23 protein-coding genes and 1 tRNA gene are annotated in these 26,205 nt (G+C 71.4%); 4 read left to right on the top strand and 20 right to left on the bottom strand.

The genetic code is table 11. The annotated features are described in order from the left end of the window. Nucleotides 1-116: 116 nt before the first annotated feature. On the bottom strand, nt 117-1,280 hold the full coding sequence (gene hppD, locus RM704_RS29965; RefSeq protein ID WP_033525006.1) for a 4-hydroxyphenylpyruvate dioxygenase: 1,164 nt from the start codon (nt 1,278-1,280) through the stop codon (nt 117-119). Between the two features lie 122 nt (nt 1,281-1,402). Here hppD and RM704_RS29970 point away from each other — a divergent pair, with 122 nt between their 5' ends. Further along, a complete protein-coding gene (locus RM704_RS29970) occupies nt 1,403-1,903 on the top strand; it encodes an Lrp/AsnC family transcriptional regulator (RefSeq protein ID WP_192829548.1) in 501 nt (166 codons plus the stop codon). Between the two features lie 37 nt (nt 1,904-1,940). On the opposite strand, the gene RM704_RS29975 is transcribed toward RM704_RS29970, so the two are convergent. Both RM704_RS29975 and RM704_RS29980 read right to left on the bottom strand, forming a co-directional pair. Next, nucleotides 1,941-2,741, bottom strand: coding sequence for a S16 family serine protease (locus RM704_RS29975; RefSeq protein WP_033525005.1), 801 nt, complete (start codon nt 2,739-2,741; stop codon nt 1,941-1,943). A gap of 80 nt (nt 2,742-2,821) precedes the next feature. Continuing rightward, nucleotides 2,822-3,298, bottom strand: coding sequence for a MarR family winged helix-turn-helix transcriptional regulator (locus RM704_RS29980; protein ID WP_033525004.1), 477 nt, complete (start codon nt 3,296-3,298; stop codon nt 2,822-2,824). A 109-nt stretch (nt 3,299-3,407) separates the two neighbouring features. Here RM704_RS29980 and RM704_RS29985 point away from each other — a divergent pair, with 109 nt between their 5' ends. Next, a complete protein-coding gene (locus tag RM704_RS29985; RefSeq protein ID WP_033525003.1) occupies nt 3,408-4,238 on the top strand; it encodes an alpha/beta fold hydrolase in 831 nt (276 codons plus the stop codon). 135 nt (nt 4,239-4,373) lie between these two features. On the opposite strand, the gene RM704_RS29990 is transcribed toward RM704_RS29985, so the two are convergent. The 5 genes from RM704_RS29990 to RM704_RS30010 all read right to left on the bottom strand — a co-directional run bounded on the left by RM704_RS29990 (nt 4,374) and on the right by RM704_RS30010 (nt 9,493). Continuing rightward, nucleotides 4,374-5,015, bottom strand: coding sequence for an IclR family transcriptional regulator (locus RM704_RS29990; RefSeq protein ID WP_033525002.1), 642 nt, complete (start codon nt 5,013-5,015; stop codon nt 4,374-4,376). A 341-nt stretch (nt 5,016-5,356) separates the two neighbouring features. Further along, nucleotides 5,357-7,153, bottom strand: coding sequence for a DEAD/DEAH box helicase (locus tag RM704_RS29995; protein ID WP_033525001.1), 1,797 nt, complete (start codon nt 7,151-7,153; stop codon nt 5,357-5,359). Between the two features lie 160 nt (nt 7,154-7,313). Then, nucleotides 7,314-7,688 carry a type II toxin-antitoxin system death-on-curing family toxin gene (locus RM704_RS30000; protein ID WP_192829547.1) on the bottom strand — a complete coding sequence of 125 codons (375 nt, stop codon included), beginning with the start codon at nt 7,686-7,688 and terminating at the stop codon, nt 7,314-7,316. A gap of 32 nt (nt 7,689-7,720) precedes the next feature. After that, entirely contained in the window at nt 7,721-7,921 is a 201-nt protein-coding gene (locus tag RM704_RS30005) for a hypothetical protein (protein ID WP_033524999.1), read from the bottom strand. An 84-nt stretch (nt 7,922-8,005) separates the two neighbouring features. Beyond that, entirely contained in the window at nt 8,006-9,493 is a 1,488-nt protein-coding gene (locus tag RM704_RS30010) for an MFS transporter (protein WP_033524998.1), read from the bottom strand. Nucleotides 9,494-9,729: 236 nt separating this feature from the next. Between RM704_RS30010 and RM704_RS30015 the strand changes: the two genes are divergently transcribed. Beyond that, nucleotides 9,730-9,801 (top strand) — tRNA-Cys (locus RM704_RS30015). A 93-nt stretch (nt 9,802-9,894) separates the two neighbouring features. On the opposite strand, the gene RM704_RS30020 is transcribed toward RM704_RS30015, so the two are convergent. The 10 genes from RM704_RS30020 to RM704_RS30065 form a co-directional block, all read right to left on the bottom strand. Further along, nucleotides 9,895-10,491: an SUKH-4 family immunity protein gene (locus tag RM704_RS30020; protein WP_311591374.1), complete on the bottom strand. Its 597-nt coding sequence runs from the start codon at nt 10,489-10,491 to the stop codon at nt 9,895-9,897. A gap of 179 nt (nt 10,492-10,670) precedes the next feature. Next, complete coding sequence (locus RM704_RS30025; RefSeq protein WP_033524996.1) at nt 10,671-12,986, bottom strand: xanthine dehydrogenase family protein molybdopterin-binding subunit; 2,316 nt, start codon at nt 12,984-12,986, stop codon at nt 10,671-10,673. Then, nucleotides 12,983-14,926, bottom strand: a complete 1,944-nt coding sequence (locus tag RM704_RS30030; RefSeq protein ID WP_033524995.1) for a 2Fe-2S iron-sulfur cluster-binding protein — start codon at nt 14,924-14,926, stop codon at nt 12,983-12,985. The genes RM704_RS30025 and RM704_RS30030 overlap by 4 nt, the downstream gene beginning before the upstream one ends. Then, nucleotides 14,923-15,816 carry an FAD binding domain-containing protein gene (locus RM704_RS30035; RefSeq protein WP_033524994.1) on the bottom strand — a complete coding sequence of 298 codons (894 nt, stop codon included), beginning with the start codon at nt 15,814-15,816 and terminating at the stop codon, nt 14,923-14,925. The genes RM704_RS30030 and RM704_RS30035 overlap by 4 nt, the downstream gene beginning before the upstream one ends. Before the next feature lie 373 nt (nt 15,817-16,189). Beyond that, nucleotides 16,190-17,836: a beta-N-acetylhexosaminidase gene (locus RM704_RS30040; RefSeq protein ID WP_033524993.1), complete on the bottom strand. Its 1,647-nt coding sequence runs from the start codon at nt 17,834-17,836 to the stop codon at nt 16,190-16,192. 1 nt (nt 17,837) lies between these two features. Further along, complete coding sequence (locus RM704_RS30045) at nt 17,838-18,680, bottom strand: carbohydrate ABC transporter permease (RefSeq protein WP_033524992.1); 843 nt, start codon at nt 18,678-18,680, stop codon at nt 17,838-17,840. Continuing rightward, a complete protein-coding gene (locus RM704_RS30050; RefSeq protein ID WP_107072196.1) occupies nt 18,677-19,684 on the bottom strand; it encodes a carbohydrate ABC transporter permease in 1,008 nt (335 codons plus the stop codon). Before RM704_RS30050 ends, RM704_RS30045 begins: the two co-directional genes overlap by 4 nt. Continuing rightward, nucleotides 19,662-20,963 carry an extracellular solute-binding protein gene (locus RM704_RS30055; RefSeq protein ID WP_033524990.1) on the bottom strand — a complete coding sequence of 434 codons (1,302 nt, stop codon included), beginning with the start codon at nt 20,961-20,963 and terminating at the stop codon, nt 19,662-19,664. Before RM704_RS30055 ends, RM704_RS30050 begins: the two co-directional genes overlap by 23 nt. A gap of 224 nt (nt 20,964-21,187) precedes the next feature. Then, complete coding sequence (locus tag RM704_RS30060; RefSeq protein WP_005486786.1) at nt 21,188-21,469, bottom strand: DUF3039 domain-containing protein; 282 nt, start codon at nt 21,467-21,469, stop codon at nt 21,188-21,190. Between the two features lie 29 nt (nt 21,470-21,498). Beyond that, nucleotides 21,499-22,071: a YqgE/AlgH family protein gene (locus tag RM704_RS30065; protein WP_033524989.1), complete on the bottom strand. Its 573-nt coding sequence runs from the start codon at nt 22,069-22,071 to the stop codon at nt 21,499-21,501. 358 nt (nt 22,072-22,429) lie between these two features. On the opposite strand from RM704_RS30065, the gene murA reads away from it, so the two are divergent. Beyond that, a complete protein-coding gene (gene murA / locus RM704_RS30070; protein WP_033524988.1) occupies nt 22,430-23,776 on the top strand; it encodes a UDP-N-acetylglucosamine 1-carboxyvinyltransferase in 1,347 nt (448 codons plus the stop codon). A gap of 162 nt (nt 23,777-23,938) precedes the next feature. Here the strand turns inward: murA and RM704_RS30075 are convergent, their stop codons facing one another. Both RM704_RS30075 and RM704_RS30080 read right to left on the bottom strand, forming a co-directional pair. Continuing rightward, nucleotides 23,939-24,220: an HU family DNA-binding protein gene (locus RM704_RS30075; RefSeq protein ID WP_005486790.1), complete on the bottom strand. Its 282-nt coding sequence runs from the start codon at nt 24,218-24,220 to the stop codon at nt 23,939-23,941. A gap of 270 nt (nt 24,221-24,490) precedes the next feature. Further along, nucleotides 24,491-25,903, bottom strand: coding sequence for an NAD-dependent malic enzyme (locus RM704_RS30080; protein ID WP_033524987.1), 1,413 nt, complete (start codon nt 25,901-25,903; stop codon nt 24,491-24,493). Between the last annotated feature and the right edge of the window lie 302 nt (nt 25,904-26,205).

Below are 26,205 nucleotides of genomic sequence, written 5' to 3' on the forward strand. Positions count from 1 at the left end.
GGCCTGAAAAGCACGGGGCGCAGCCCCTGCTTTTCAGGGGCGCGGGGAACTGCGCGAGAAGCCCCACCGGACCCGCACCCGCCGACGCACCCGAACCCCCGAGCTCAAAGGCGCCCTCACAAGTTGCCCCGCTTCTCCTGCTCCCTCTCGATCGCCTCGAACAGCGCCTTGAAGTTGCCCTTGCCGAAGCCCATCGACCCATGCCGCTCGATGATCTCGAAGAACACCGTCGGCCGGTCCTGGACCGGCTTGGTGAAGATCTGCAGCAGGTACCCGTCCTCGTCCCGGTCCGCGAGGATCTTGAGTTCGCGGAGGGTGTCGACGGGGACGCGGGTGTCGCCGACCCACTCCCCCAACGTGTCGTAGTAGGAGTCGGGCGTGGCGAGGAACTCGACACCGGCCGCCCGCATCGTCCGTACCGTCCGGACGATGTCGTTCGTGTTGAGCGCGATGTGCTGGACGCCCGCGCCGCCGTAGAACTCCAGGTACTCGTCGATCTGGGACTTCTTCCTGGCGAGGGCGGGCTCGTTGATGGGGAACTTGACCTTCAGCGTGCCGTCCGCCACGACCTTCGACATCAGCGCGCTGTACTCGGTGGCGATGTCGTCACCCACGAACTCCTTCATGTTCGTGAAGCCCATGACGCGGTGGTAGAACTCAACCCACTCGTCCATGCGCCCGAGTTCGACGTTGCCCACGCAGTGGTCGATGGCCTGGAACGTGCGCTGGGTGGGCGGCTCGACGAGGGGGTCGGCGGCGACGTAGCCGGGGAGGTACGGGCCGTCGTAGCCGGTGCGCTCGACGAGGGTGTGCCGGGTCGTGCCGTAGGTGGCGATCGCGGCGAGGACGACCGTGCCGTGCTCGTCCTTCACCTCGTACGGCTCGATGACGGAACGCGCGCCGTGCTCGACGGCGTAGGCGTACGCGCGGCGGGCGTCCGGGACCTCGATGGCGAGGTCGATCACGCCGTCACCGTGCTCGGCGACATGCTCGGCGAGGAAGTGGCCCCAGGTGGTGGCGGCTTTGACGACCGAGGTGAGCACGAACCGGGCCGAGCCGTTCTCCAGGACGTAGCTCGCCGTCTCGCGGCTGCCGGTCTCGGGGCCGGCGTAGGCGACGAGGCGCATGCCGAACGCCGTGGAGTAGTAGTGGGCGGCCTGCTTGGCGTTGCCCACGGCGAAGACGACCGCGTCCATTCCCTTGACCGGGAAGGGATCCGCCTGCCGTGCGGTGCCGGGGACGTCGTATGTGCCGGGTGTGTGCGCGGAGGTGGCTGCCATGACCGCAGAGTCCTCCCGCACCGCAAGGTGTGCAACAGTTGGCGCATCGGCTGGACAATCTGTTCAGTGACATGTCCATCGTGCGGCTTGTTCTGCGCAGCATGACCAACTCGGGAGGTCTGGTGGCGATCGATCATCTGGATGGGCGGTTGATCGTCCTGCTCGCGCGCGAGCCCCGGATCGGGGTGCTGGAGATGTCCCGGCGGCTGGGGATCGCGCGGGGCACGGTGCAGGCCCGGCTCGACCGGCTTCAGTCGAGTGGCGTCATCCGCGGCTTCGGTCCCGAGGTGGATCCGGCCGCGCTGGGCTATCCGGTCACGGCGTTCGCGACCCTGCAGATCCGGCAGGGGCAGGGGGCGGACGTACGGGCGCACCTGGCGACCGTGCCGGAGGTGCTGGAACTGCACACGACGACCGGCAGCGGGGACATGCTGTGCCGGCTGGTGGCCCGGTCGAACGCCGATCTCCAGCGGGTGATCGACCGGGTCGTCGGTATCGACGGCATCGTCCGGGCGGCCACGGCGATCGTCATGGAGAACCCCGTACCGCTGCGGATCATCCCGCTGGTGGAGCAGGAGGCGCTTCGCGAACGTAGCGACGGGCCTCGGGAGACGACGACCTAGCCGACGCTTTCAGCGCGCCGACGGCGCGGTGTTCCCGTCAGCAGTTCGGTACGGACCCCTTGCCCGTCTCCAGCGCGACGAGGGAGCCGACCGCGCCCTTCAGCGTCGTCACCGGGATGAGCCGCAGTCCCTTGGGCAGTTCGGCCTTGGCGTCGGAGCACTCGGCCTTGGGGACCAGGAACACGGTGGCGCCGTCGCGGCGGGCGGCCTGGGTCTTGAGGGCGACCCCGCCGACCGCGCCCACCTTGCCCGAGGTGTCGATGGTCCCCGTACCGGCGATGACGCGGCCCCCCGTGAGGTCGCCGCCGCTGCCGTCGCCGTCGAGCTTGTCGATGATGCCGAGCGAGAAGAGCAGGCCCGCGCTGGGGCCGCCGACGTCGGCGAGCCGCAGCGTGACCTCGATGTCATCGGAGTCCTCGCCGAGGTAGGCGAGCGCGGCCTCGGTGGCGGTGTCCTGGGACTCCTTCATCTCGGCCGCGTTGTGCTCCTGGATCTCCTCGGTGGTGTCGCCGCTGGGGTAGACCGCCTCGCGCGGCATGACGGCCTGGTCGGTACGGAACCAGCCGTCGAGCACGTCGCCGAGGTGGATACGGGCGTCCGGTCCCGTCGCCTCGATCGTCGTCATCCGCAGCTGGCCGCTGGTCTTGCGGGCCTGCGCGCCGCTGATCGTGATCACCGGTTCGCCCTTGTTCTCGCCGAGCACGTTCGCCGTCATCCCCGGCTGCGCCACGGAGAACGGCAACGGCGCGAACGTCACCGTGGCGAGCAGCCCCACCACCGGCAGGGCGCTTATGGCTACGGCGACGGGACGCGAAAGGCTGGAGAGACGAGAGAGCACGGGGTCAATCTAACGTGAGGGGCACTTCCGGCCAGGGGGCGGTGGTGCCCCGGACCGCGGCCGAGGCCGGACGGTGCGTCTCAGTTGACGTCCACGTCCTCGAAGAGTGCGAGGAGCTGCGTCAGAACCCGCACACAGGAGTCGACATCGGCTGCCGTCAGATCGCCTCCGGCCTGCTTCAGCAGCGCGCTCTCCCGGGCGACCAGCGCGTCGATGGCCGTACGGCCGGTGTCGGTCAGCCGGATCAGGGAGGAGCGCTGGTGCGCGGGGTTGGGGATGGCCTCGACCAGGTCCCGCCCGGCCGCCTCGTTGACCATCCGCTGCACGAACTGCCTGCTCAACGCCAGTGTCCGCCCCATCTGCGGCACGGTCATCGGCCGCTCGGCCATCCGCAGCAGCTCCAGGACGGCGCGTACGCCGACGGGGAACCCCTCCTTCCGTTCCTTCAGCTCCAGCGCGCGGGTCGTCCGCCGGTAGAGGGGCCCCAGGACGGCGAACACCTCGGACAGCCGCCCGGCGAGCGCGTCGGGCGGCAGCGGCTCATTGGTCTCTGTCACCGGCTGCTCATTGGTCTCTGTCACCGGCTCATTGTCTGCCACGCCCCCACCGCACCAGAGGATGACAACTGGGTTGTCATCTTTCCCGCAACATGACACCTTGGTTGTCATGACTGATGCCTCGCAGGTCCTCACCCGCACCTTCCAGTCCGACGACGGTCCCCTCGCCTACCAGGACGCCGGTTCGGGCACCCCGCTCGTGCTGCTGCACGGTGGCTTCACGGACCACACCATGTGGCGCGACCTGGTGCCCGCCCTGACGGCGGCAGGTCACCGGGTCATCGCCCCGGACGCGCGAGGCCACGGCGCCTCCGCCAACGCGAGCAGACCGTTCCGCCTCACCGACGACCTCGCCGCCCTGCTGCGCCACCTGGACACCGGCCCGGCGGTCCTGGTCGGGATGTCGATGGGCGGGGGCACGGCGGTCGACACGGCCCTGGAGCATCCCGACCTCGTACGCGCCCTCGTCGTCAGCGGCGTCGGCACCAGCGAGCCTGAGCACACGGACCCCTGGACCAAGGACAGCGTCGCCCGGTACTACGGCACGCTGATGTCGGGTGACCTAGAGGGCTGGCTCGAAGTGGTCGGCGAGGCCGTCGCCGGCCCGTACCGGTCGGTCGAGGACGTGGACCCCGACGTCGTACGGCGGGTACGGGAGATGAGCCGCGCCACCGCCCTCAAGCACACCGTCGGCGAGACGGACTGGCACGTCCCGGTCACGGACACCTGGGCCCGCGCCGCCGGCATCACCGCCCCCACCCTCGCCATCAACGGCGCTCTGGACGCCCCGGACCTCATCGCCATGGCCGAACGCCTGGTCGGCACGGTCGCCACGAAGGGCCACACCGTCACCATGGAGGGCGTCGGCCACTACGCGAACATGGAGCAGCCGGAGACCTTCACCACACACCTGCTGGACTGGCTGGAACGACACCCCTAGCAGGGGGCGCCGGTGTCATCGGACCACGCGTCGCCGGAGTCCGCGTCGCCGGAGCCCGCGTCACGGCGGCCCGCGTCACGGCGGCCCGTGTCACCGGACCCTGCGTCGCCGGACCCTGCCTGACCGACCCCTGCGTCACCGGAGCGCGTCGGCCACTTCCCGTGCCGCGTCCATCACCCGCGGGCCCACCCGCTCCGGTACCGCGTCGGCCAGCATCACCACGCCCACACTGCCCTCGACCCCCGTCACCCCGAGCAGCGGCGCGGCGGCCCCACTCGCTCCGGCCTCCAGCTCACCGTGAGTGAGCGCGTACCCCGGCCAGTCCCCCGGCTGCTGCCGCCCCGACAGGATGGCCCGCCCGGCGGCCCCCCGGTCCAGCGAGTGGCGGAACCCGGCCCGGTACGCCACGTGGTAGTCCGTCCAGGTCGGCTCGACGACGGCGACGGCCAATGCCTCGGTGCCGTCGACGAGCGTGAGGTGGGCGGTCGCCCCTATGTCCTCGGCCAACGAGCGCAGCGCCGGCAACGCGGCCTCACGCACCAACGGATGCACCTGCCGCCCGAGCCGCAGCACCCCCAGCCCCACCCGGGCACGTCCGCCCAGGTCACGACGGACGAGGGAGTGCTGCTCCAGGGTGGCGAGCAGGCGGTAGACAACAGTCCGGTTGACCCCGAGCTTGTTGGACAGTTCGGTGACGGTCAGCCCGTGGTCGGTATCGGCGAGCAGCTTGAGGACGCGCAGTCCCCGATCAAGCGTCTGAGAGGTCTCCGCGGTCACGACGCCCACTCCTTCTTGGGTGAGGGCGGCGACCCCTGTCACGGCTGATGCGTCACCGGTCCCGTTCGGCGACGCGCTACAGAGGCCGCCGATCGGCTGAACCCGGATGATCCGGGCGGAGTCGCTTCACGGCTGCGCTCCGCGGCGGCGCTGCCACGGGGCGTGTGCGTAGCGGGACAGTAGACGAGCGGGTTCGCTGAGCGGAAGACTCCGTCCAGAATCCGGGCAGTGTCCGGTACGGACTACTTCGCTTTGTCGCGAAATGTACGAGCGCACCACGCACGGCACGCTCCCCGGAACACACCCTCACGCACCTTCACGCACCCCCGGAGCGCCCGGCGTCACTTCATCCGGGTCGCCCACTCCTGCACCTTGGCGATCCGCTGGCGCAGCTGCCCCGCCGTGGCCTCGGCGCTCGGCGGTCCGCCGCACACCCGTCGTACCTCGGTGTGGATGACCCCGTGCGGCTTGCCGCTCTGGTGGGAGTACGCGCCGACCATGCCGTTGAGCTGTTTCCGCAGCTCAAGGAGTTCCTTGTGGGTGACCACGGGCCGCCGGTCTGCCGGCAGCTCCACCAGGTCGGCCTCGGCGTCCGGCTTCTTGCGGCTGTGGGCGATCTGCCGCGCCTGCCGCTTCTGCAGCAGCAGCTGCACCTGGTCGGGTTCCAGCAGCCCCGGAATGCCGAGGTAGTCCTGCTCCTCCTCGCTGCCGGGATGGGCCTGCATGCCGAACTCGGCGCCGTTGTACATGACCCGGTCGAACACGGCGTCGGACTCGAGCGCCTCGAACGGCAGCATGTCCTGCTCGCCGGTGTCCTCGTCCTGCTGCTTCTCCGCCTCCGCGAGGAGCTTGTCCTCCTCGGCGTACGGGTCCTCCTCGCCCGCCTTCTTCGGCTTGTCGAGGGCGTGGTCCCGCTCGACCTCCATCTCGTTGGCGAAGGTGAGCAGGTCGGGCACGGTCGGCAGGAACACGGACGCGGTCTCGCCGCGCCGCCGGGACCGGACGAAACGTCCGACGGCCTGGGCGAAGAAGAGCGGCGTGGAGATGGTGGTGGCGTAGACCCCGACCGCCAGGCGGGGCACGTCGACACCCTCGGACACCATCCGCACGGCGACCATCCACCGGTCGGTGTTGCGACTGAACTCGTCGATGCGGTCCGAGGCACCGGAGTCGTCGGACAGGACGACCGTCGCGCTGGTCCCCGTGATCTCCCGGATCAGCTTGGCGTAGGCGCGGGCGGAGTCCTGGTCGGTGGCGATGACGAGGGCACCGGCGTCCGGGATGGCCTTCCTGACCTCGGTGAGCCGCTGGTCGGCGGCGCGCAGCACGCTCGGCATCCACTCACCGCGCGGATCGAGCGCCGTACGCCAGGCCTGGCTGACCGCGTCCTTGGTCATGGGCTCGCCGAGGCGCGCGGCGATCTCGTCGCCCGCCTTGGTGCGCCAGCGCATGTTGCCGCTGTAGGAGAGGAAGATGACGGGCCGCACGACGTTGTCGGCGAGCGCGTTGCCGTAGCCGTAGGTGTAGTCGGCGGAGGACCGCCGGATGCCGTCCGCCCCCTCCTCGTAGGTGACGAAGGGGATGGGGTTGGTGTCGGACCGGAAGGGCGTACCGGTGAGCGCGAGCCGCCGGGTGGCGGGCTCGAACGCCTCCAGACAGGCCTCACCCCAGGACTTGCTGTCACCGGCGTGATGGATCTCGTCCAGGATCACCAGGGTCTTGCGCTGCTCGCTGCGGTTGCGGTGCAGCATGGGCCGCACGCCCACTCCGGCGTACGTGACCGCGACCCCGTCGTACTCCTTGCTGAGCGGTCCCGCGCTGTACTCGGGGTCCAGCTTGATCCCTATCCGCGCCGCGGCCTCCGCCCACTGCTTCTTCAGGTGCTCGGTGGGCGCCACGACCGTCACCTGCTGCACGACATGGTGGTGCAGCAGCCAGGACGCGAGCGTCAGCGCGAAGGTCGTCTTACCGGCGCCCGGGGTCGCGACCGCGAGGAAGTCCCGCGGCTGCTCCTGGATGTACTTCTCCATCGCCCCCTGCTGCCAGGCGCGCAGCTTGCTGGCGGTGCCCCAGGGGGCACGGCCCGGGAAGGCGGGCGAGAGGTGGTGGTTCGAGGAGGAGGTGGCGGTGGTAGTCACGGTCTCCGGTCTGGGGGTTGAGCGGCTCGGCGGGTAGCCCCGGGCGACTCGCGCAGCGACTCGGACACCTCGGCTACGTATGACAACCGGGCCACCCTACCGGCGCCCGGACCGTGTCGACGCGCGTACGACACCCCCTCCCCCGGCGATGGGATCCACCTCACAACCCCCGCAACCGCTCGGCGATCGCACCGACCTCGCTCTCCCCACCGGACGCCACATCGATGACCAGGTCGTACGCCCGGTCCTGGTCCACCGCCGCGAGGTCCACCCCGTTGACCGCCAGGAAGGTGGCCGCCGCGAGCCAGGCCGTTCGCTTGTCGCCGTCCACGAGGGGGTGGTTGGTGGCGAGGGCGTGGAGCAGGGCGGCGGCCTGCTCGTAGCGGTCGGTGTAGGCGGCGGTGCCGAACATCCGGGCACGCGAACGGTGCACGGCCGACTCCAGCAGCCCCGCCTCGCGCGTCTCGGGCTGCCGCCCGCCGAAGGCGATCCCGGCGATGGCCGACACCTCGGCGACCGTCAGATGACGGCTCATTTCCTGACGGCTCATTTCCTGCGTCTCCGCGCTCACTCGCCCAACCTCCGCAGCAACTCGGCATGCTGCGCGGCGAGCCGCTCGGCCCGCGCCCGCACGCTGCCCGCCTCCGTCCGCAGAAGCATGTCCACGGCTTCTACCGCCACCTCCTCCGGCCGTCGCCCCTGGGCGTCGGCGAGGTCGGCGAGGGCGCGATGGCGCTCGGGGTCGAGGCGGAGGGTGATCTCGGTCATGGGGCGAGACCAGGGGCTGCGATCACCCGATAACCACCGGTTTACGAACCCCGCCGACGTCCCGAGCCCGTCCCCGCCCCTCCCTCACCGCGCCCGCAACCGCGTAGTCACCCAGGCCCCCACCGACGCCACCCCCGCCATCGGCAGGAACACCGCGACGAAGGCGGCCGGGTGGGAGGCGGCCGCGGTGTTCGTGGCGGCCGTGTGGCCGACCGCGCCGCCGCCGAGCGCGGCGAAGGCGGCGCCGCCCGTCGCGAGGAGGAGCGCGTTGGACAGGCCGTCGGAGATCTGCAGGGCCGCGGAGTTGGTGCCGGCCTGCTCGGGGGCGGAGAGCTGGAGCAGGAGGACGCTGGTGGAGGAGATCACCAGCCCCATCCCGAAACAGCCGAAGGCCCAGGCGACGGCCACGGTCCACACCGGGACGGAGTCGATCAGCACCCCCGGCAGCGTGGTGATCGCCGCCGCGACCAGCACCATGCCCACCGTCATCAGTCGCTCCCGGTACGGCTCCACCCGCGCCCGCGCCTGTACCCACGACCCCAGCGCCCAGGTCCCCCCACCGGCCGCCAGCGAGAACCCGGCGAGCGTCGGTGACAGCCCGCGCTGGGTCACCAGCATCAACGGCACGAACGACTCGGCCGCCACGAACGAGCCCGCCGCCACCCCGCGCAGCAGCACCACCGACGGCAGCCCCCGCACCGCCCGGTACGTCCCTCTCGGCAACAGCCCCGCCACCGCCGGCACGAGGAGTCCGACCCCCGCGACCGCCGGCACCAGCGACCACCACCGCGGATCCTGAGCCGCGTACTGCAGCAGCCCGGCCCCGAGCGAGATACCGAAGGCGAGCCGGATCCGTCGGCGGTCGAAGGAGGCGGAGGGAGCGGAGGCCGTGGCGGAGTTGGAGGCGGAGGCGGAGTTGGAGGTCACCGGCCCGGAGGCCCGCCGCCGGATCTGCGGCAGCGCCAGCCCCAACGGCAGGACCACCAGCACCGGGATCCCCAGGAACACCCAGCGCCAGCCGAGCTGTTCCGTCACCGCGCCCGAGGCGAGGGGGCCGACCACGGACGGGATGACCCAGCTCGCCGCGAAGGCCGCCATGATCGACGGCCGGAGCCGGTCCGGGTACGCGCGCCCGACGACGACGTACAACGCGACGATCACCAGCCCGCCGCCGAGCCCCTGCACGGCCCGTCCGAGGACGAAGAGCCACATCGCGGCCGCCGTCCCCGACAGCACCAGCCCGGCCGCGAAGGCACCGATCCCCGCCGTCAGCGCCCCCAGCGGCCCCCGCCGGTCCGCCCACTGCCCCGCCAGCACCATCCCGAAAAGGCTCGTCGTGAAGTACGCCGAGAACGCGAACCCGTACACCGAGATCCCGTCCAGCTCCCGCGCGGCGACCGGCATGGCCGTCCCGACCGCCATGGCCTCGAAGGCGATCAGCAGTACGACCGAGACGATCCCGATGCTGAGCCCCCGGTAGGAGCGGCTCAGCACGCCTTCCTCGCCGCCGGCGACCGAGGTCGGAACAGGGCTCTGCGTGACACCCGCGCCACGCGGTTCGGAGTCGGCCATGCCCGCCAGCGTAAGGGGCACGACAGACTTTCGCCCCTGTCTAAGGCCCCTCGCCCCCTGGGACCTTGGTCCTACGCCCGGCCCGTACGCCGACCCCGCACACGCCCTTTCATGAACGGCGTATGGCAGTCCCGTTGCGGCACCCCCGCCGCCCTTGAGCCCCCACCCGAGCCCCGCCTACGGTCGACGCATCGAGTTCGGAGCGACAGGCCCCACCGGTCTCCCGCTCCCAACCCGGCCGTGTGCCCGAGTGGTTCAGGGACTCGCCTGCAAAGCGAGTTACGCGGGTTCGATTCCCGCCACGGCCTCCGTACGTCGACGGGCCGACCGCCTTCTCAGCGGTCGGCCCGTCGTCGTGTGCCGGTGGCCGGGTCCGTGGGGTGCGTGAGGTCCGGCGGGGGTCAGAGCTCCGCGCACGCCTCGTTGCGCAGGCGGTCCACCCAGCAACCCGTCGCCGTCTTCTCCTGCTTCTCGCGGTGCAGGAGCCAGAGAGTGAAAGCCAGGGTGGAGAGGTCGGCGTCGAGGGGGCAGAGGGTCGACTCGGGCTCGCTCCAGTTGAGGATCGCGCCGGTGGTGCCGTCGACGACGAGGCTGTTGCCCTCGACGAAGTGGCCGAGGCGGATCAAGTGGGCCGCCCGGGAGGGGAGTCGGTCGGGGGTGCCGGCACCGGCGCCCTCGTGTGCGTAGTACTCGGCGAGGGTCGGCAGCGGGATGTCCGTGTCGAGGTGGAAGAAGCCGTGGTCCTCCGGCAGGCCCATGTCCCGCAGGAAGCGGCGGGTCGGCTCATGGGTGAGCGTGGCCGGGAAGTCGAAGTCCTCGAAGCGCCACACCCTGCTCGGGCCGAACTCCTCGTCCAGCAACCGGGCCGGCAGGTCCAGCGCCAGTCCGGAGCGGGTGACCGGTCCTCCGGTCAGCACCGCCAGGTCGTTCAGGTGGGTCGGGTCACGCAGGTCGTTCAGGTCCGTCAGGCCCATTGTCCCCATCGTCATCGTGCTCATGGCTCCCCCCGGCACATGGTTCTCAGTGTGCTTCCCCCTGTGGGGTCCCCGCACCGCCGAGCGGTCGTCGTCCCCACTTCCCAGAACCATACGCCGCCCCACTGACAACGCCCGCCCTACGCGCGAAGCCGCACGTCGAAGGCTGTGCCGGAGGCCGCCCGCGGGCGCCTCCCCCGGCCCTACGCCCCCGTCACCACCGCCGCCTGCGGGCGGATCGGCAGGCGGTTCACCGGGCGGCCCGTGGCCGCCCGTACCGCCGCCGCGACGGCCGCCGGTGAGGTGACCACCGGCACCGCGCTGGCCGCCTTCGCGCCGAAGGGGGCGACGACGTCCCGTTCCTCCACCAGTTTGACGAGCTGGATGTCGGGGGCGTCGAGGGCGGTGGGCAGGGCGTAGCCGGTCAGGTCGGGGTGGCGGACCAGGCCTCGCGGGGTGCGCAGGTTCTCGGTCAGCGCGATGCCCACGCCCTGGGTGACGCCCGCCTCGATACGCGCGGTGAGCTGGTCGGGGTTGAGGATCCGGCCGACGTCCTGGGCGACCGCCAGCTCCACGACCCGGACCGAGCCGAGTTCGATGTCGACGTCGACGACCGCGCGGATCGCGCAGAAGGCGAGGCCCACGAACGCGTCGCCCTGGCCGGCCTCGTCCAGCGGTTCGGTGGGGTGCGGGCGGCACTGGGCGGTGGCCCACAGTTCCTTGCCGTCCATCGCCTCCGCGACCGTGGTGGACAGCACACCGTCGTACGACGTGATCTTGCCGTCGGTGATCTGCAGCAGCTCCGTGGACATGCCGAACTTGTGCGCCAGGGGCTGCAGCAGCTGGGTGCGGACCATCTTCGCCGCGCGTTCCACCGCGCCGCCGGAGACCCATGTGTGCCGGCCTCGGCAGCTCGGGCCCGCCGGGGGCTGGTCGGTGTCGACCTGGGCGATGTGGACCTCGTCGATGCCGAGGGTCTCCTGGACGATCTGCCGGGCGAGGGTGGAGAAGCCCTGGCCGGTGTCGACGGCGGCGCACAGGACGGTCGCGATGCCGTCGTGGACCTTCACGGTGGCCGTGGAGACCTCGTCCGCGCCCTCGGCGCCGAGCATGTGGACCATGCCGAGGCCGTAGCCGACGCCGCGCCGCACGGCACCCGGCTCGCCCGCGCCCTCGGGGCCGCCCGGGAGCAGCCACTCCTCCTCGGGTGTGTCCTTGGGCAGGGCGGGCAGCGGGAACTCCTGGACGGCCTGGAGGAGTTCGGCGACCGGCGCCGGGCAGGTCACCGACTGGCCCGTCGGCAGCACGTCGCCCGTGGACATCACGTTGCGCATGCGCAGTTCCGCCGGGTCGATGCCCAGCTTCTTCGCCAGCTTGTCCATCTGCGCCTCGTAGGCGGCGCAGACCTGCATCGCGCCCTCGCCGCGCACATGGCCGGAGGGCGGGTTGTTGGTGCGGACCGCCCAGCCCTCGATGAAGGCGTTGGGGACCACGTAGGGGCCGCAGGCGAACGAGACGGCGGCGGCCAGCGCCTCCGAGGAGGTGTCGGCGTAGGCGCCCGCGTCGAGCAGGATCTGCGCCTCGACCTTGACCAGCTTGCCCTCGGCGTCCGCGTGGTGGCGGTAGCGCAGCAGGGTGGGGTGGCGGTGGGCGTGGCCGAGGAAGGACTCCTCGCGGGTGGCCGTCAGCTTGACCGGGCAGCCGGTCTTCAGGGCGAGCAGGCCGAGCGGGAGCTGGAAGCCCTGGTCCTCGCGGTCGGCGGTGGCGCCGGGGACACCGGTGACGACGATCTTGACGCGGTCGGGGGCCAGGCCGTAGCAGGCGGCGGCCGCGTCGCGGTCGGTGTGCGGGTCGGTGGAGGCCACGTACAGCTCGACGCCGCCGTCGGGGCGGGGCACGGCGAGGCCGGCCTCGGCGCCGATGGGGGCCGGGTCCGCGCGGCCGATGCGGTACTGGCCCTCGACGACGATCTCGCCGGCCGCGTTCGGGTCGCCGTGGCGCAGCGGGATGTGGCGGATGAGGTTGCCGTCGGGGTGCAGGGGCTCGGCCTCGAAGGCCTGCTCCGGGTCGATCACCGGGTCGAGCACCTCGTACTCGACGATGACGGCCGCGGCGGCCATCCGCGCGGTGTCGGGGTGGTCGGCGGCGACGGCCGCGATGGGCTCGCCGTGGTGGCGGACGACCTCGGAGGCGAACAGGGGCCGGTCGGCCTTGCCGCGGCCGTGCAGGGCGACGCCCGGCACGTCCTCGTGGGTGACGACGGCCCGTACGCCGGGCATCTCGCGGGCATGGGACGTGTCGATGGACACGATGCGCGCGTGCGGGTGCGGCGAGCGGAGCACGGCGGCCCACAGCAGGCCCTCGGCCCACAGGTCGGCCGCGTACGGGAAGGTGCCCTCGGACTTGGCCCGGGAGTCGGCGGACGGCAGGGACGCGCCCAGGCCGTGCGGCAACTGCTCGGGAGCGGGCGCGGCATCGCCGGGGCCCGCGGGCGTCGCGATGACGGTTTCGTTGCTCACGCCTGGCCTCCGTCCTGGCCGAACGACCGGCCCTGACCGCCGTACGAGTCGTCCTGACCGCCGAACGACTGCCCCTGGCCGCCGTACGTGTCACCCTGACCGGCGAAGGACTGGCCCTGACCGCCGTAGGTGTCTCCCGGACCGCCGCCGAAGGACTGGTCCTGCCCCCCGAAGGATTGATCCTGGCCGCCGAACGACTGGTCCTGGCCGCCGAACGACTGGTCCTGGCCCCCGAAGGACTGGTCCTGCCCTCCGAAGGACTGTCCCTGGCCGCCGTACGAGTCGTCCGGGCCGGTGAACGACAGCCCCTGGCCGCCGTAGGACCGGTCGGGGTCGTGCGGGGCCGGTGGGGGTGTCTGCTGGGCGTCGTACGCCGCCGGGTTGACGCCGCCGGCGCCGGGTCCGGCCTGGTGCGGGATGCGCGCCTCGTCGGTGTCCGCGGCCTCGTTCTCGGCGGCCGTGTGCGCCTCGCGCTCGGCGACGACGTCACGGACGGCCGCGAGGACGCCCCGGTAGCCGGAACAGCGGCAGAGGTTGCCGCAGAGCGCCTGGCGCGTCTCCAGATCGGTGGGGGCGGGGTTGCCCTCCAGGAGGTCGTGCACGGTCATCGCCATGCCGGGCACGCAGAAACCGCACTGCACGGCACCGCACTTGGCGAGGGCCCGCTGCACGTCCGAGGGCTGCCCGTCGGCGGCGAGGCCCTCGACGGTGCGCACCTCGCTGCCCGCGGCGGTGACGCCGGGCACCAGGCAGGACGCCACGAGCCGGCCGTCGACCTGCACGTTGCAGGCGCCGCACTCGCCCTGCGAGCAGCCGTCCTTGGCGCCGGCGAGGCCGAGCCGCTCGCGCAGCACGTAGAGCAGCGACTCGCCGATCCAGGCGTCGCTGACGGGCCGCTCGGTTCCGTTGACGCGCAGGACGTAGGAGGCGAGGGGGTGGTCGTCGTGCGGGGGCGGGGCGGGGGCGGACTCCTCGGTCGGGGCCGGGTCGCCCTCGGCCCCGGAGGGCTCGGCGAACTCGCCGGACTCGGCGGCCCCGGGCGCGTCGGCGGCCGTCTCCGGCTCCTCGGCCCGCTCGGGGTCCGTGGTGTCCGTGGGCTCCGTATCGGCCCCGCCGACCGGCTCAGCGGGCTCGTGAGCGCCTTCCGCGGCATCCCCGGCGGTCTCGGGGCCCTGACCGGGGTACGCGCTCCCAGAGGCCGCGGAGGGCTCGCCGGAGGTGTCCGTGGCCGTACCCGGCGCACCGTCTCCCGCCGGGCGGCCCGCAGCCGAGTGCTCGTCGCCCGGGCGCTCGTCGGCGGGGTGCTCCTCGGTCCGGGCCGGCGGCGGCGCGGTCCACGCCGTGCCGATCTCCTCCGTCGCCCAGGGCGCGGCGGCTCCGCCGGGGAGCGTGGCGGGCGGGGTGCCGCCCCACTGCTCGACCAGGGCCGAGGTGCTGAACTCACCGGATTCGTCCGGAAGATCACCACCGGCGACCGGAATCGACCACTCGCCGGTCACATCGTGACCGGGAGCGGTGCCTTCCGGCGCGGTCGGCTCCTCGAACGTCCACTGCCCGGTCGAGCCGGGGTTGTACGTGAACCCGTGCTGCGTCGGCGGCGAGGGCTGCCCGGCGTTCGGGTCGTGCCACTCGGCGCCCCCGGCCGGCATCGTCCAGGTGCCCGGGACGGACGGGTCGGTGCCGGCGGTGTGGGCCGTGTCACCGACCTGCCCCGGGTGCACCGGGACCGGGTTGACGGAATTCGTCGCTATCTGCGGCGGCACGTAGCCGTGGCCGGGCGCGGCCAGCGGGCTGTCGGCGGCGAGCAGCGCGTCGATGCCCCCCTCGGGGAGCTGGACGAACGTGGTGGCGCCGTCGTCGTAGTCGCCCTGCGGCAGCCGCTCCCAGCCGCCCTGGCCCCCCTGCTGCGGGGTGCCCTCTCCGTGCTGGTCGTCGGTCACGACAGTGCCCTCCCCAGTGCTCGTCGGGCCAGCGCGGCGACGGTGCGCCGCAGGTGCAGTACGGCGGGCGGAAGCGGTGTCACGGAGCCGTCGACCTCCGGCGCCGGGTCCGGGATGCAGGCGGCGGCGACGTACTCGCCGAAGGCCTGGAGCGCCTCGGGCACCAGGGTGCGCTCGCCGTCCCAGTCGATCAGCTGACCGACCCACGCCTCGGCGTCCAGCGGGCGCAGCGGCATCGGCGCTATGGCTCCGACGGCGCACCGCACCCCGCGCCGGGCGGGGTCGAGGACGAGGGCGACGGAGGCGACCGCGCGGCCGGGGCCGGTGCGCCCGGTGGCCTTCAGGAAGACCTGGGGGGCGTGCAGCAGCGGCACGCGCACGAAGCCGATGAGTTCACCGGGGCGCAGCATCTCCATGCCGGCCAGCAGGTGGGAGACGGGCATCTCACGGCGGGCCCCGCCCGGGCCCGCGATGATCAGCGTGGCCTCCAGGGCGGCGAGCACGGGCAGCGCGTCCCCGGTGGGGGCGGCCGTCGCGATGTTGCCGCCGAGGGTACCGGCGTTGCGGATCTGCGGTGGTCCGGCGGCGCGCGCGGCGGCGGCGAGCGCCGGAATGAGCGCCGCGAAGTCCGGGCGCCCCATCCGGGCGTGCGTCAGTCCCGCTCCCAGGAGGGCATGGCCGTCCTGGTACTGCCAGCCGCGGATCTCGCTGATCCGGCCGAGCCCGACCAGCGCGGCGGGCCTGAGCTGCCCGGAGTTGACCGCGGCCATGAGGTCCGTGCCGCCCGCCACCGGAACCGCCCAGGGCATGGCGGCGAGAGCCGCCACGGCCTCGTCCAGCGAGCCGGGCAGGGTCACGGCCTGCGCCGCCTGCGGTGCGTGCGTGGTCAAACCGGCTGCCCCTTCCCGCTGCCCCACCGTAGGGTCCGTCGTTCGGATCACGCCTGGGACGCGCATCATCCGACACCGTTGCCCGAAGCCGGCATGATCCGAGCGGCAGACCCTGGTCCGCCTGTGTTGCCGTACGGTACGTGCTGACAGGGCGGACGTGGCAACTCTGGCACATTCTCGCGAGGCCCGAACGCGGGGGTCCGCCAGGAGGCATTCGCCCACCTCACCCGAGAGATGGTCCGTTTTGGCACGGCATCTCCCGTAGGCGGGGATTGACCCCTTCCGGGGGCTCTCGCACCTCTCGTTCCACTCGTGTCCCGTGCGGCCACCGTCGCAGGGCACGCGCTTTCCGTCCTACGCCTTCGCGGCCGCCTCACACGTTCGGGGGCGCCCCCTCGATCGGACGTCCGAGCACACCGGGTCGCCGCTGCCACGGACGGGGGCCCGAAGGCGGCCGATAACCGACCCCCAGGGCGTCGAGTCGCGCGCGGTGTGCCGTCATCCGCCGCTCGAAGTCGCCGAAGTCACGTTCGGCGGGGGCCGGCAGCCGGCTCCAGGCCACCTCTGCGAAGGCCGCCAGGCGCGGGAACGTCTGGTAGTCCACGCGCGCCTGGTCCTCCATCACCTCGGTCCACACATTGGCCTGGGTGCCCAGCACGTGCCGAGCCTCGTCGTGCGTCAACTCCGGTGGAACGGGCTCGAACCGGAAGACGTCCTCCAGGGTGCGCACCCAGCCGATGGGCACCGGCTCGTCGGGGCCGCCGTCCTGACGGTGGTCCAGATACACCTGCTGCTCGGGGCACATGACCACGTCGTGCCCCATGCGGGCCGCCGTGACCCCGCCCGCGTACCCCCGCCAGGACGACACAGCGGCCCCCGGCGCGAGGCCGCCCTCCAGGATCTCGTCCCATCCGATCAGGCGACGCCCGCGCGCGGTCAGCCAGTTGTCGAAGTGCCGGACGAACCACGACTGCAACGCGTCCTCGTCCGCGAGCCCCAGCTCCCGCATCCGGGCCTGCGCGGCGGCCGACTCCCGCCACTGGTCCTTGGGGCACTCGTCGCCGCCGATGTGCACGAACGCCGAGAACGGGGCGGCATCGGCCGGAAAGAGCTCCAGGACCTCCTCGAACACCCCCTCGTAGAAGCGCAGGGTGCGGTCGGTGGGGGCGAGTACGTTCCTGTTGACGCCCCAGGTGTCCCAGACGCCGAGGGAGGCCGTGTCGACGACGTCGGTGTTGCCGAGTTCCGGGTAGGCGGCGATGGCGGCCTGGCTGTGTCCCGGGACGTCGATCTCGGGGACCACCGTGATGTGCCGCTCCGCCGCGTAGGCGACGATCTCGCGGACGTCGTCCTGGGTGTAGTGACCCCCGTGCGGCTTCTCCTCCCACAGGGGTGAGGCGCGATGGCCGAATTTCGTTCGGGCCCGCCATGAGCCGACCTCGGTCAGCCGGGGGTACCGCTTGATCTCGACCCGCCAGCCCTGGTCGTCGGTCAGGTGCAGGTGGAGGACGTTGAGTTTGTGCGCGGCCATCAGGTCCAGATAGCGCAGGACTCCGTCCTTGGGCATGAAGTGCCGGGCGACGTCGAGCATGAGGCCGCGCCAGCGGAAGCGGGGGGCGTCCTCGACGGTGACGTACGGCACGGTCCAGGCGCGGTCGCGGTGGATCGGGGCCCTGCGGTACGCCTCGGGGCCGAGGAGTTGACGCAGGGTCTGCGCACCCCAGAAGACACCGGCCGCGCCGCCGCCCTCGACGAGGACGCCGGAGGGGTCGCTGACGAGGCGGTACTCCTCGGGACCGAGGCCGGGGTCGAGCCGGAGCCCGATGCCGTCCTCCTCGGTGTCGTCCGGTTCCCGACCCTCGCGCAGCGGCAGGCCGGTGGCGTCCCGCAGTACGGTGCCCAGCCAGCGGCCGACGCCCTCCGTCCCCTCGCAGGCGAAGAGCCGGGAGCGCGCCGTCAGCCGTACCTCGCCCGCACGGGCCGCGACGCCGCGGGGCGCCGGAATCAGGTGGGAGTTCACATCAGTCCTTCACCGCGCCGCCCAGTCCGGAGACCAGCCGTCGCTGTACGAGTACGAAGAAGACCAGCACCGGGACGGTCATCACGGTGGACGCGGCCATCACGCCGCCCCAGTCCGGCTCTTCCGGCTTGTAGAAGACCAGGAGGGCCATCGGCAGGGTCGACTGGGAGGTGTCGCTGATGATGAACGACTTGGCGAACAGGAAGTCGTTCCACGCCGAGATGAAGGAGAAGACACTGGTGGCGACCAGCCCCGGGAAGACGAGGGGGAAAAGGATCTGCCAGAGGAATCGGGAGCGGCTCGCCCCGTCGAGTTGGGCGGCCTCCTCCAGCGCCTCCGGTACGGCCTTCACGAAGCCCCGCAGCATCCAGATCGCGAACGGCAGTGAGAAGGCGATGTGAGGCAGGATCAGCGCGCCCAGGGTGTTGAGCTGACCGAAGTCGCGCATCTGGAAGAAGAGGGGGATGGTCAGGGCCTCCACCGGAACCATCTGGGCCACCAGGAACATGATCAGCAAGGTGGTCCGGAATCGGAAGCGGAATCGGGTGACCGCCGTCGCGGCGAGAAACGCGATGAGCGCGGAGGCGACGACCACCGTGCAGGCGACGACAAGGCTGTTGGCGAAGTAACGGCCGAATTCCTGCTGCCCGAAGACGCGGCGGAAGGAATCCAGGGTCGGCGCGAGGGTCCACGGCCGGGGCTCGGACGACTCGATCTCACCCGTCGGCTTGAGGGCGCTCAGCACCATCCAGTAGAGCGGGAACGCCACCACGACCGCGATGACCAGGGCGGACGCCTCCGCGGCGAGCCGCCAGGGCCGACGCGGGAAACCCGGTGAATTCACAGCTCCTCCCCTTGCCTGCGCAGCAGTCGCAAATACACCAGGGTGATCGCCAGCAGAATCACCAGCATCACCACGCCGATCGCCGAACCGAGGCTGTACTGGGAGGACGCGAAGGCCTTCTGGTAGGCGTACACGTTCAGTACGAGGTTCTGGCCCGCGATTCCGCCGCCGCCCGTCATCACATAGATCTGGGTGAAGACCTTGAAGTCCCAGATGATCGACTGAATGGTGACGACGACGAGGATCGGGCGGAGCATCGGCGCGAGAATCGACCGCCAGATCCGCCACTGCGAGGCGCCGTCCAGAGCCGCGGCCTCCAGGACCTCCGCCGGTACGGCGCGGATGCCCGCGTAGACGGTCACCATCACGAACGGGAAGGAACACCAGACCACTTCGAGCAGGACGAGGAAGAAGGCGCTGTACCGCCCGTACGTCCAGGAGTGGTCGCCGAGGCCCAGGACGCGGTTGACCGGCCCGAAGTCCGGGTCGAACAGCAGCAGCCAGACCGTGGAGCCGGTGATCGCCGGGGTCGCCCACGCGCCGAGCGCCGCCAGCATCAGCGCGAGCCGCGGCACGGCCCGTACTCGTGTCAGCAGTACGGCGAGCGCGCACCCGACGGCGAGCGTGGACACCACACACGCCGCCGCGAACACGACGGTGGCGAGCAGCACCTGCCAGAACTCGGGGTCCCCGAACAGCTCCGCGTAGTTCCCGACTCCGCGGAAGGCGGTCGGCGCACCACCGCTGACCTGGGCCTGGGTGTACTCGAAGAGCGAGATCAGCCCGAGTTGATAGAGGGGATGGACGAGCAGCCCGCCGAGGACGACCAGCGCGGGGGCGAGATAGAGCCAAGGGGTGGCGCCCCCATGGGGGCGCGGGGCCGTGCCGAATGCGCGGCTACCGCCGGATGGGCGCGACGAGCCACGACGAATCCGCACGCGCCGACGCGCGGCACCCCCCGCCCCCTCGGTCGCCTTCGGCTCAACCAGCGGAGCCGAAGGCATCGTTCATCCGCTTCGCCGCGTCCTTCGACGCCTCCGCCACGTCCTTCTTGCCGCTGACGACCTCCTGGAACATCGTCGGCAGCACCAGCGACGCGTCGATCTGCGCCCACGCCGGGGAGGCGGGCACGAACTTCGTACCGGAGGACAGCGTCTTGACGAAGGGCTCGATGAACGGCTCCTCCTCGGCCGCCTCGGCCCGTACGTCCGTGTACGTCGGCAGGAAGCCCATCGCGTCGAAGAGTTCGCCCTGGGTCTCCTTGGACGCCAGCCGCTTCATCAGGTCGACGGCGAGGGTGCGGTGCGTGGTGCTCTTCAGGACGCCGATGTTGTTGCCGCCCGCGAACGCGGGGGCCACCGAGCCGGACTTCACCCCCGGCAGCGGCACGACCGCGTACTTGCCCTTGACCTTGCCGGCCTCCACGGCCGCGTGACTGAAGTCACCGCCGATCGCCATGCCCGCCTTGCCCGCGGCGAACGCGGTGACCGTGTCGTTGCCGCCCATGCTCGCGCACTTGGCGGCCGGGCAGTTGTCGTCGCCGAACAGCGAGGTGTAGGCCTCGATGCCCTTCCGGGCGGCCGCGCTGTCGATGGTCGAGGCGTACGAGCCGCCCTTGCCCTCGGCGATCTCGCCGCCGTTGGCCCAGACGAAGGGCATGGCCCCGTAGGTGTAGGCCCCGCCGACGACGAGCCCGTACAGCTCCGGCTCGGCGGCGCGGATCCGCTTGGCGGTGGTGGCCAGCTCGTCGAGGCTCTTCGGGGGTTCGAGGCCGAGTTCCTCGAAGACGTCGGTGCGGTAGTACAGGGCGCGCACGCCCACGAAGAACGGCGCCCCGTAGACCTTTCCGTCGACCGTCACGGACGTCTTGGCGGTCGGGTCGGAGTCCTTGGCCTCGGACCAGGCGTTGAACTCCGTGGTGACGTCGGCGAGTCCGCCGTCCTTCACGTAGCCGGCGGTGTCCGTGTTGCCGTACTCGATGACGTCGGGCGCGCTCTCGGGATCGTTGAAGGCGGCCTTGATGCGCTGGGCGCGGGTCTCGACGGGGATGTACTCGACCTTCACCTTCGCGCCGTCGTGCGCCTTCTCGAAGGCGGCGACCACCTTGTCGACGACCTTCTGCTTCGGCTCGTTGCTCACCTCCTGGAAGAGCCACACCCGCAGGGTGCCGGTCTTCTCGTCCTCCCCGGAGGAGGAGTTGTCGGAGGTCTGAGGAGCACAGGCGGTCAGCCCGGCGAGGGCCAGTGCCGCCAGGGGCGCGGCGAGTCGGGCGGCGAGCTTCATCGAGCGAATCCTCCGGAGGGGGGAGCGGAGCGTTGCATTCTCTGCAACGGGCGTTCTGCTCTACACAACACACCGGAGGCTATGGAGTACAGGAACATGACCACAAGAGGTCTCAACCACCTTGTGATCCGAAGAAGCGTCCCCTGCAACGACGTTCAGCACAAAGGGCGCGACAAAGCTCGGGAGCACCCGCCGACAGCGCTCCCGAGCCGATCGCGCCCTGATTACTTCTTGCCGTCGCCCTGGTCGTCGCCGCCCGCGCCGAGGGACTCGAAGATCTCCTTGCACATGGGGCACACGGGGTACTTCTTCGGGTCGCGGCCCGGGACCCACACCTTCCCGCACAACGCCACGACGGGCGTGCCGTCGAGGGCGCTCGCCATGATCTTGTCCTTCTGGACATAGTGGGCGAAGCGCTCGTGGTCACCATCGCCGTGCGACGTCTGCGGCGTCGGCTCGACGAGGGTCCCCGTACCAGTACCGCGCTCGGGCTCAAGAGTGCTCATGACGCCAAGGGTACTGAAGCGCACACGCATCAGTTGAGCGAAGGGTCGTCCGGGTACGTGGCCACCATCGCGAGTTCGCTGCGCTGGCGGCGCAGGACCTCGCGCCAGAGCCGTTCCGGGCAGGGGGAGGACACGTCGCCGGGTTCGGACTCGACGACGTACCAGGCGCCCTCGGCCAGCTCGTCCTCCAACTGGCCGGGGCCCCAGCCCGCGTACCCGGCGAAGATGCGCAGCGAGCCGAGCGCGGAGGCCAGCAGTTCCGGCGGGGCCTCCAGATCGACCAGGCCGATCGCGCCGTGCACGCGCCGCCAGCCGAGCGGGGTCCGGTCCACCGAGCCGCCGCCGGGGATCACCGCCACCCCCAGCGCCGCGTCCAGTTGCACCGGGCCGCCCTGGAAGACCACCCCGGGTTCGCCGGCGAGATCCGCCCAGCCCTCCAGGATGTCGCCGACGTCCACCGGGGTGGGCCGGTTGAGGACCACGCCGAGCGAGCCCTTCTCGTCGTGGTCGAGGAGCAGCACGACAGCGCGGTCGAAGTTCGGGTCCGCCAGGGCGGGCGTGGCCACGAGCAGCCGCCCTGTGAGCGAGGACACCTCGGTCATGCCAGACATGATCCCGCATCCCGCCCGTGTACGGGGAGTCAATGCCCCTAGCGGTGTGCGCGCGGCCATGAATCCAGGCCAGCGGCCCGCGGGACCTCCGGTGGGGTGGTGAGGGGAGACGGGCGGGCGCGGGGGGCGCACGGGCCTGCGCGGTGACCCCCCGTGGCCGACGGTGAACGGTTCGTGTTGTGGCGAATCCATGACGTGGCTGAGAAGCACTTGGGCTTACGGAAGGGGGGTGGGCGGCGATTACGCTAGCTCTCCGGCTCGCGCCGCGCCGGCCCCCGCACAACGGGTCCGTCGGCCGTCCGCCCACGCCGCAACACGCCTCTGCCCAACTCCACGGAACGCGAGATCCATGACCGTCAACGGCTCTGACGACGTACTGCTTGTACACGGCGGCACCCCGCTCAGTGGCGAGATCCGTGTCCGCGGTGCGAAGAACCTCGTACCCAAGGCCATGGTCGCCGCGCTGCTCGGCAGCGGTCCGAGCCGGCTGCGCAACGTGCCCGACATCCGCGACGTACGGGTCGTGCGCGGGCTGCTGCAGCTGCATGGCGTAACGGTCCGCCCCGGCGACGAGCCGGGCGAGCTGGTGATGGACCCGACGAACGTGGAGAGCGCGAACGTCGCCGACATCGACGCCCACGCGGGCTCGTCGCGCATCCCGATCCTCTTCTGCGGCCCCCTCCTGCACCGCCTCGGCCACGCGTTCATCCCCGGCCTCGGCGGCTGCGACATCGGCGGTCGGCCGATCGACTTCCACTTCGAGGTGCTGCGGCAGTTCGGCGCGAAGATCGAGAAGCGGGAGGACGGCCAGTACCTGGAGGCGCCGCGACGACTGCGGGGCACCAAGATCCAGCTGCCGTACCCGTCGGTGGGCGCGACCGAGCAGGTGCTGCTCACGGCCGTCCTCGCGGAGGGCGTGACGGAACTCGCGAACGCGGCGATCGAGCCGGAGATCGAGGACCTCATCTGCGTCCTGCAGAAGATGGGCGCCATCATCGCGATGGACACCGACCGCACGATCCGCATCACCGGTGTGGACTCGCTCGGCGGCTACAACCACAAGGCGCTCCCGGACCGCCTGGAGGCCGCCTCCTGGGCGTCCGCCGCGCTGGCGACCGAAGGCGACATCTACGTCCGGGGCGCCCAGCAGCGCTCGATGATGACGTTCCTGAACACCTACCGGAAGGTGGGCGGTGCCTTCGAGATCGACGACGAGGGCATCCGCTTCTGGCACCCGGGCGGCCAGCTGAAGTCGATCGCGCTGGAGACGGACGTCCACCCGGGCTTCCAGACCGACTGGCAGCAGCCCCTGGTCGTCGCGCTGACGCAGGCCACCGGCCTCTCGATCGTCCACGAGACGGTCTACGAGTCCCGGCTCGGGTTCACCTCGGCGCTGAACCAGATGGGTGCGCACATCCAGCTCTACCGCGAGTGCCTCGGCGGCTCGCACTGCCGCTTCGGCCAGCGCAACTTCCTGCACTCGGCGGTCGTCTCCGGCCCCACCCGTCTGCAGGGCGCCGACCTGGTCATCCCCGACCTGCGCGGCGGCTTCTCGTACCTCATCGCCGCCCTCGCGGCCCAGGGCACCTCCCGGGTCCACGGCATCGAGCTGATCAACCGCGGCTACGAGAACTTCATGGAGAAGCTCATGGAGCTCGGCGCGAAGGTCGAGCTGCCGGGCAAGGCACTGGGCTAGGGGCCCGCGCCCCGTAGGGGGCGCGGGGAACCGCGCGACCGGCTCCACCGGCCCGCACCCGATGTCCCTACGACGATGGGGGCGGCACCTGGAAGACCAGGTGCCGCCCCCATCAGGCGTTCTACGCGCCGCACACCATCCCGTGCGAGACAGCCGGCAAGGTTACTTGCCCTTGGCCGCTTCCTTGAGCTTGCTGCCCGCGGAGACCTTCACGCTGTAGCCGGCCGGGATCTGGATCGGGTCGCCGGTCTGCGGGTTACGAGCGGTGCGAGCGGCACGGTGGGTGCGCTCGAAGGTCAGGAAGCCGGGGATGGTGACCTTCTCGTCGCCCTTGGCGACGATGTCGCCGACGACCTCGGCGAACGCGGCCAGCACGGCGTCGGCGTCCTTACGGGTCACCTCGGCACGGTCGGCCAGCGCGGCCACCAGCTCACTGCGGTTCATGTTGTTACTCCCGTGTTCTTCTTGCCGTTGAGGCGGACCCGGGTCCGTCGTCAGACCCTCGCGCCCAGAAACGCATCCTGCACTCACCTGCGGCGGGAAAGCCAATCCGGCACCCCTGGGGAGTCACACGAACACCCTTGGGAGTCACACGAACGCCCATGGGCGTCGCGGCAGGCCTGAGCTTGGCCGCCACACTAAAGGGCGGCGCAAGCCCTCCGGTCCCGCGACGCGCCGACGGCGCGGGGCCGTGGTCACCGTCACAGCGGGGGCTCAGGCCGACGCCGCCGCCTTCGCGGCCTCGCGCACCGCGCCGGCGACCGCGCCCGCGACCTTGTCGTTGAAGACGCTCGGGATGATGTAGTTCGGGTTCAGCTCGTCCTCGGTGACGACGTCCGCGAGCGCGGTCGCGGCGGCCAGCATCATCTCGGTGTTGACGGTGCGGGACTGGGCGTCGAGGAGACCGCGGAAGACACCCGGGAAGACCAGCACGTTGTTGATCTGGTTCGGGAAGTCGGAGCGGCCGGTGGCCACGACGGCCGCCGTCAGCCGGGCGACGGCGGGGTCGACCTCGGGGTCCGGGTTCGCGAGAGCGAACACAATGGCGTTGTCCGCCATGGCGGCCACGTCGTCGCCGTCGAGGACGTTCGGGGCCGAGACGCCGATGAACACGTCGGCGCCGCGCACGGCCTCCTTGAGGGTGCCGGTGAGGCCCTCGGGGTTGGTGTTGTCGGCGATCCAGCGCAGCGGCGAGTCGGAGGCGGCGTCCACCAGGTCGTCGCGGTCGCAGTGCACGACACCGTGGATGTCGGCCACGACGGCGTTCTTCACACCGGCGGCGAGGAGCAGCTTGAGGATGGCCGTACCGGCCGCGCCGGCGCCCGACATGACGACGCGGATGTCCCCGATCGCCTTGCCCGCGACGCGAAGTGCGTTGGTGAGGGCGGCGAGGACGACGATCGCGGTGCCGTGCTGGTCGTCGTGGAAGACGGGGATGTCGAGGGCCTCGCGCAGGCGGGCCTCGATCTCGAAGCAGCGGGGCGCGGAGATGTCCTCCAGGTTGATGCCCGCGAAGCCGGGGGCGATCGCCTTGACGATCTCGACGATCGCGTCGGTGTCCTGGGTGTCCAGGCAGATCGGCCAGGCGTCGATGCCGGCGAACCGCTTGAAGAGGGCCGCCTTGCCCTCCATGACGGGCAGCGCGGCCTTGGGGCCGATGTTGCCGAGGCCCAGCACGGCGGAGCCGTCCGTCACGACCGCAACGGAGTTGCGCTTGATGGTGAGGCGGCGGGCGTCCTCGGGGTTCTCGGCGATCGCCATGCAGACGCGGGCCACACCGGGGGTGTAGATCATCGAGAGGTCGTCACGGTTGCGGATGGGGTGCTTCGACGCCATCTCGATCTTGCCGCCGAGGTGCATCAGGAACGTACGGTCGGAGACCTTGCCGAGCGTCACGCCCTCGATGTGGCGCAGCTGCTCGACGATCTCGTCGGCGTGCGCGGTGGAGGTGGCGGCGATGGTGACGTCGATGCGGAGCTTCTCGTGGCCGGACGCGGTCACGTCGAGGCCGGTCACCGAGCCTCCGTGGGACTCGACGGCTCCGGTGAGCTGGGAGACCGCGGTTCCGCTCGCGGGCACCTCCAGCCGGACCGTCATCGAGTAGGAGACGCTGGGCGCCGTTGCCATGGCCGACTTCCTCTGCTTTCGCGTACTTCTGCTACTGCGTTTGCTGCGTTTTGCCGTCCGATCGTCGCACCTACCGCCGGGTAGGCGTTAGCCGTCCGGGGTTGAGAACGTTTTGTTCTCAACAAGAAGAGGTCCACGTCACATTCGACGTGGACCTCTTCCTACGTTCAGTGGCACCGACCCGCCATGCTCGCCTCGCGGCAAGTGGTCGCTCTAAGCGACGAAGGTTGGGCCCGGGGGCTTGGATCGAGCCGGTGCCACACCCAGGCTAACAAACAGATCCCGTAAGGCCATTCCCGTAC

This window comes from Streptomyces gottesmaniae (assembly GCF_031845845.1).
In the GTDB taxonomy this organism is placed as follows: domain Bacteria; phylum Actinomycetota; class Actinomycetes; order Streptomycetales; family Streptomycetaceae; genus Streptomyces; species Streptomyces akebiae.

Excerpts from the sequence above, each read along its gene's own strand:
- hppD (WP_033525006.1), bottom strand. The coding sequence starts at position 1,280 with ATGGCAGCCACCTCCGCGCACACACCCGGCACATACGACGTCCCCGGC.
- RM704_RS29985 (WP_033525003.1), top strand. The coding sequence starts at position 3,408 with ATGACTGATGCCTCGCAGGTCCTCACCCGCACCTTCCAGTCCGACGAC.
- RM704_RS30000 (WP_192829547.1), bottom strand. The coding sequence starts at position 7,688 with ATGAGCCGTCATCTGACGGTCGCCGAGGTGTCGGCCATCGCCGGGATC.
- RM704_RS30005 (WP_033524999.1), bottom strand. The coding sequence starts at position 7,921 with ATGACCGAGATCACCCTCCGCCTCGACCCCGAGCGCCATCGCGCCCTC.
- RM704_RS30010 (WP_033524998.1), bottom strand. The coding sequence starts at position 9,493 with ATGGCCGACTCCGAACCGCGTGGCGCGGGTGTCACGCAGAGCCCTGTT.
- RM704_RS30020 (WP_311591374.1), bottom strand. The coding sequence starts at position 10,491 with ATGAGCACGATGACGATGGGGACAATGGGCCTGACGGACCTGAACGAC.
- RM704_RS30050 (WP_107072196.1), bottom strand. The coding sequence starts at position 19,684 with ATGCCTTCGGCTCCGCTGGTTGAGCCGAAGGCGACCGAGGGGGCGGGG.
- RM704_RS30055 (WP_033524990.1), bottom strand. The coding sequence starts at position 20,963 with ATGAAGCTCGCCGCCCGACTCGCCGCGCCCCTGGCGGCACTGGCCCTC.
- RM704_RS30060 (WP_005486786.1), bottom strand. The coding sequence starts at position 21,469 with ATGAGCACTCTTGAGCCCGAGCGCGGTACTGGTACGGGGACCCTCGTC.
- RM704_RS30065 (WP_033524989.1), bottom strand. The coding sequence starts at position 22,071 with ATGACCGAGGTGTCCTCGCTCACAGGGCGGCTGCTCGTGGCCACGCCC.
- murA (WP_033524988.1), top strand. The coding sequence starts at position 22,430 with ATGACCGTCAACGGCTCTGACGACGTACTGCTTGTACACGGCGGCACC.
- RM704_RS30075 (WP_005486790.1), bottom strand. The coding sequence starts at position 24,220 with ATGAACCGCAGTGAGCTGGTGGCCGCGCTGGCCGACCGTGCCGAGGTG.
- RM704_RS30080 (WP_033524987.1), bottom strand. The coding sequence starts at position 25,903 with ATGGCAACGGCGCCCAGCGTCTCCTACTCGATGACGGTCCGGCTGGAG.